Source organism: Actinospica sp. (genome assembly GCF_035552695.1).
GTDB lineage: Bacteria > Actinomycetota > Actinomycetes > Streptomycetales > Catenulisporaceae > Actinospica.
The window spans coordinates 1-2,914 of record NZ_DASZKT010000232.1; the positions used below are offsets into that span (position 1 = coordinate 1).

Sequence of the window (2,914 nt, forward strand, 5' to 3'; positions counted from 1 at the left end):
CGGACAGACGGTTACGGCGGCGCGCTGAGAAGAGCAGACTCGGCAGGGAGGGAGCGCGGAGGGGTCGGTGAACGCCGCCGCGTTTCGTGATAGGTGCCCTGTCGGCGTCGGCAGTTGCTCATACTGGCGTGGTGCTGCTCCTCGTGCCCGCCGATCCGCTTCGTCCCCGCCGTCCGGATGAGCACTTCGCGCCGGAGGCCGCGGCCGCCATGGACTCCGGCCACGACATGGCCCTAATCGACCACGACGCGCTGGCAGAACCGGACGGGGCTGACCGGGCGGTGGCCCGGGTTCCGGACGGCGGCGGCGCGGTGGTGTACCGCGGCTGGATGCTCACCAGCAGCCAGTACGCCGCCCTCGCCAGCGCCCTCGCGGCCAGGGGCGTGACCCTGCGCACCAGCGCCGCCCAGTACCGCCAGGCCCATGAAATGCCGGGCTGGTATCCCGCGCTGGCACCCGTCACCCCGGCCGCGGCCTGGACGGCAGGCGACGGCGTGCGGGAGTTCCATGCGGCGTGCACGCGCCTCGGTCCGGGCCCGGCGGTGCTGCGCGACTACGTGAAGTCGATGAAGCACTACTGGCACGAGGCCGCCTACATCCCCGACGCCGCTGACCATGCCGCCGCGTGGAAGGTCGCGGCCAGGTTCCGTGAACTGCGCGAGGACGAGTTCACCGGCGGTTTCGTGCTGCGCCGGTTCGAGAAGTTCACGTCAGCGGAAGCCCGCGCCTGGTGGGCCGGCGGAGCCTGCCGCTTGGTCACCGCGCACCCCGATACACCCGGCGACCTGCCGCCAGACATCGACCTGGAGCCCTTCACCCCGCTGATCCGCTCGCTCGGCTTGCCGTTCGTCAGCGCCGACCTGGCCCTTCGCGCTGACGGGACCTGGCGGCTCGTCGAGCTCGGCGACGGGCAGGTCAGCGACCGCCCGGCGAGCACCGAACCCGCCGCATTCCTCAACGCCGTCCTTCCGCCGTGACCGCGCGCCCCCGGTGTCCTTCAGTTCCGCGATCGCATGACCCGAGACCTGACCTTGATCGCGGGAGCGGTTCGGCGTGATCGCAGCCCTGTGACCTGCTGGTTTGTCGGCTTCGAGCGGAAAAATTGCGCACTAGCCCACGCGAGGCCGCACAGGCCGCCGCCGTGCGCGACACCGCCGTCCGCGAGCGCGACAGCGCAGCCGGCACCGCGCAGCGCGCCGCCGCGGACCTGGCTGCCGCCCGCCGGCAGGCCGAACGAGAGACCAGCGCGGTCCAGGCTGCCTGCCAGGCCCGGGAGGAAGCCGCCCGTGAACTCGCAGCCGCCGCAATTGCCCGCGCCGAGCGCGCCGAGACAGCGCTGGACGCCGAGCGCACCGAACGGCGAGCCCTCACCGACAGGCTCACCTCCGTCCCGGCCCAAGCCAGAACCAGGGGCCGCACCGCCGCCAGATTGCCTGCCTAGATCAAACCATCATCCCGAACGGTCCCGTGGTGACTCCCGCACCGAGCACGTGCACGCCAAGGCCCAGTCAGAACGCGGCTCGGCTACTCCGCCGCGAGCAGCTTCTCGCGCAGGATGTACAGCCCCGATTCGAGCGTGTCGTCGCCGAGCGCCGCGGGGTCGGCGAGGAGGATTTCGATCGCCGCCATCCGGGCGGCCCTGGGCGGCAGGTGGCTGATTGTCGCTTCGACGGTCACGGGTTCGTTCACCGCTGGTACTCCTAGCTCGCCCTGGTCCAAGCCCTGCGGGCGCGGTCGTCGACTTCCTCGGTCGTCTTGTCGTAGAGCGCCGTCAGCGCGGCGTGGCCGGGCGAGGCCGGCGGCAGCCGTTGCAGTGCGGCGCGCATCTCGGCCCGCTTGCTGAGCAGCGCGGAATCGTCAAGCCGCGTGAAGTCTTCGCTGAAGTCATCCATGGCCTTGCCTTTTCGCTTCGGGGGTGGCCGCCCCGCCGCCGTGTCCTGTTGGCGGTTCCTTGGCCGACGGCGGCCGGGCGTGCTGACAACCCTTCCGACATGGGGATAAGTTGTGAACTCAGCGCTTACGTCCGTCAACGGAGCGCGACGTCGCGCAACCCTGCAACCCAAAGAAGGCGACAATGCCACGGGGAAGAAGGACGCCTACACCGGGAACTTCGCCCATGCACCACTTCGGTGCTGAGGTCCGCCGCGCACGTGAAGCGGTCGGCATGACGCAGGCTGAGCTGGGAGACCTCGTGCCGTGCGACAAGGCCACGGTGAGCCGGATCGAAGCCGGCCTCACGGTGCCTGACAAGCATTTCGCCGAGGTGTGCTCGGCGGCCTTCCGCAACGAGTGGTTCACCCGGTTCTGGGCCGACTCGCAGACCTGGGACGCGACATTCCCCGCAGAGTTCCGCGAGTTCGCGGAGTACGAGGCTGAGGCGACGTCGCTGTGGCTGTTCGAGCACACCATGATCCCTGGCCTGATCCAGACGGAGGACTACGCCCGCGCAGTGCTGGAACGTCACGTCCACGTCACCCCAGCGGAGGTAACCGAGCGGCTGGCGGCGCGCATGGCGCGTCAGTCCGTTCTGGACCGCGACAACCCTCCCACGCTGTGGGTTCTTCTGGACGAAAACGTTTTGCGCCGCGAGATGGGAAACGCGAAGATCATGAGTGAGCAGCTAAGGCACCTCGCGGCGGTAGGGGCGCGCCCGAAGGTGACGGTCCAGCTCCTGCCGGGAAGGGGCGCGCATGTCGGGCTACAAGGTGCCATGAATATGGCGGAAACCCCCGAGGTTTGCGTGGTCAACCTGGATGACTTCACGGACGGGCGCACGACGGACTCACCTATTACAGTTGCGCAGGCCAGCGAACGTTTCGACACGCTACGGTCGGAAGCGTACCGGGCTAGCGAATCACTCGCGATGATAGAGAGTGCGGCAGAAACTTGGACACCATAGACAGCCCATGGCGTA

The 2,914-nt window shown here is 69.1% G+C and carries 5 protein-coding genes; 3 read left to right on the forward strand and 2 right to left on the reverse strand.

Features of this window, described 5'->3' with window-relative positions; translation table 11 throughout:
* Positions 1-131: 131 nt before the first annotated feature.
* Together VG296_RS26750 and VG296_RS26755 are read left to right on the forward strand one after the other, a co-directional pair.
* Positions 132-977, forward strand: coding sequence for an ATP-grasp domain-containing protein (locus VG296_RS26750; RefSeq protein ID WP_349259704.1), 846 nt, complete (start codon positions 132-134; stop codon positions 975-977).
* 125 nt (positions 978-1,102) lie between these two features.
* Positions 1,103-1,441, forward strand: coding sequence for a hypothetical protein (locus VG296_RS26755; RefSeq protein WP_325570436.1), 339 nt, complete (start codon positions 1,103-1,105; stop codon positions 1,439-1,441).
* An 83-nt stretch (positions 1,442-1,524) separates the two neighbouring features.
* Here VG296_RS26755 and VG296_RS26760 read toward each other — a convergent pair whose 3' ends face one another.
* Entirely contained in the window at positions 1,525-1,689 is a 165-nt protein-coding gene (locus VG296_RS26760) for a hypothetical protein (protein WP_325570437.1), read from the reverse strand.
* An 11-nt stretch (positions 1,690-1,700) separates the two neighbouring features.
* Positions 1,701-1,892: a hypothetical protein gene (locus tag VG296_RS26765; RefSeq protein ID WP_325570438.1), complete on the reverse strand. Its 192-nt coding sequence runs from the start codon at positions 1,890-1,892 to the stop codon at positions 1,701-1,703.
* 224 nt (positions 1,893-2,116) lie between these two features.
* On the opposite strand from VG296_RS26765, the gene VG296_RS26770 reads away from it, so the two are divergent.
* Positions 2,117-2,899 carry a helix-turn-helix transcriptional regulator gene (locus tag VG296_RS26770; protein WP_325570439.1) on the forward strand — a complete coding sequence of 261 codons (783 nt, stop codon included), beginning with the start codon at positions 2,117-2,119 and terminating at the stop codon, positions 2,897-2,899.
* Positions 2,900-2,914: the final 15 nt, after the last annotated feature.

Bases quoted from the DNA above. Each gene is read 5' to 3' on its own strand.
- VG296_RS26765 (WP_325570438.1), bottom strand. From the start codon at position 1,892: ATGGATGACTTCAGCGAAGACTTCACGCGGCTTGACGATTCCGCGCTG.
- VG296_RS26770 (WP_325570439.1), top strand. From the start codon at position 2,117: ATGCACCACTTCGGTGCTGAGGTCCGCCGCGCACGTGAAGCGGTCGGC.